Here is a 1743-nt window from a genome sequence, read left to right as displayed (position 1 = left end):
ATCCGGCACGGATTCCAGCATACGGTTCATAATGTAGTCAAACGTCATTTCGTCCGAGTATCGTCCGATCATGCCGTTTCACCTCCAAACTCAAATTCGCTTTCCACGTCGCCCTCGGTCGTGGTTACGGTAAATTTCACAAACAGGTTGCGCTTGCCCTTGGTGAACGAGAACTGCTCAACCGAGAGCACACGATCGTCTGCCATGAGCGCATCTTCAATCGCCTTGGCAACCTTGGACTGCAGATACGGCGTCATGGTCTGACCGAGCAGGGCGTTCAGCTCAATGCCGTAATTCCAGCTGTAAATCGCGTACTGAAACCGCTCAGTCTGAAGAATCAGGAAGATGGCCTGCTTCATGGCTTCCAGTCCGTCCAGCTTGCCGCCGGAACACGGGTAGCCGTCAAACCGCAGCGCATAGGTGCGTGTAGGCTGTGTTTCGATCTCGAAATCCTGCACGAGATCGTCATTATACTCTGTCGGCAGCATTACAGCGCCCCTTTCTTGTCGAATACCAGGTACTTTTGTCCACCATCATTGCGGAACAGGATGAGCACATCGCCCACCTTGAACGAGGAGGCGCTCACACCGCTTTTCACGATGAAAAACTCCTTGGTGAGTACAAGTTTCTGGTCGATCTGCACACGGAACGGCGAGAGTGCAATCACCTTGCCGAAGCAAATCGTCATCGGCAAAGCGGCTTGACGCTCGTTCGCGGCAATCTGTTTTAATGTGTTGATAAACCGCTGCATATCAGGCACTAAACTCACCTCGAATTCCGCTCAGGTACAAATCCATCGTGTACAGGCCATTGCTGAACGTGTGCTTAGCCTTCTCCACGCACATATAGTTCTTGATATTGATGTCACCCAGGCCCATGCCGACACAAACCGAAGTACCGGCACGAGCGCGTACATCACCAAACACCTTCTGCATGGCCAACTCGCGGTGAATAACGTTGTAGTATTTCATCAGCGCCTTGGCCTTGGTCTGCAAATCGGCGGTGTTGAGGGCATTATCCAGCTTTTCATAATACTGGAGCGTGCCCCATTTGCTCTGGCTGGCGGTATTGTTCATCACATGAACCTCTCTGACGCCGGTTTCATCATTGTCCCACGCCAGCTTGATGCGGTTATACACGTCGCTGTCAATCGAGGACGTGTAGCTGTAACCCTGGGCGGTGTCCTCGTCGATGTAGAGCGGCAGGAGCAGGCTCTCATACGGTTTGAGGCACAACTTGCCGAAATCGTCATACAAGACGTACACCTTACCGGTGTTGATGATGGTCAGGTCACTGGCATTGCCGAGCATATCGAAAAGCGTTCCCTCCTCAATGCGCTGCGGGATTTTGTACTTGGTGTCCGTGACCGTTCCGACCTTCAAACCGTAGTCCGCAGCCAGCATTTTCAGCACATCGGCATAGGTCTTGTTCGTGTAGCTGATGGTGTCCTTGTTCTTGAAGTACCGCAACTGGTCATAGGCCGTGACCTTAATCAGCCGATTGTCTGAGCGCGACTTCTTGAACACATAGCCATAGAATACGTTCGCACCGTTGAACCGAAAGCTGACCGGATTGCCCTCGTGGAAGTTGAGGGTGTCGTCCTTGACCACCGTAAACGTCAGCGAGGACGCCGCGCCGCTGCGGGTGGTTTCCCACACGATGTCGCCCTCGATCATCGGCTGCTGAAGCTGACCGTTTTTGTTCTGGATGATCAGCTCCGCACCCGGCATCTGGCAGGACGGC

3 protein-coding genes are annotated in these 1743 nt (G+C 53.2%); all 3 read right to left on the bottom strand.

Translation table 11 applies throughout. The features are described 5' to 3' along the window. Positions 1-68: 68 nt before the first annotated feature. Positions 69-488 carry a DUF2634 domain-containing protein gene (locus IEY11_RS01625; RefSeq protein WP_118729283.1) on the bottom strand — a complete coding sequence of 140 codons (420 nt, stop codon included), beginning with the start codon at positions 486-488 and terminating at the stop codon, positions 69-71. Beyond that, complete coding sequence (locus IEY11_RS01620) at positions 488-751, bottom strand: DUF2577 domain-containing protein (RefSeq protein WP_188885553.1); 264 nt, start codon at positions 749-751, stop codon at positions 488-490. The genes IEY11_RS01625 and IEY11_RS01620 overlap by 1 nt, the downstream gene beginning before the upstream one ends. A 1-nt stretch (position 752) precedes the next feature. Then, on the bottom strand, positions 753-1743 hold a 991-nt coding region (locus IEY11_RS01615), incomplete at its 5' end, for an XkdQ/YqbQ family protein (protein WP_308743798.1).

Source organism: Butyricicoccus faecihominis (assembly GCF_014648015.1).
GTDB classification, from domain to species: domain Bacteria; phylum Bacillota; class Clostridia; order Oscillospirales; family Butyricicoccaceae; genus Agathobaculum; species Agathobaculum butyriciproducens.
The sequence above is the reverse complement of the archived record's forward strand: the minus strand, read 5'-3'. Positions and strand labels throughout refer to the sequence as shown.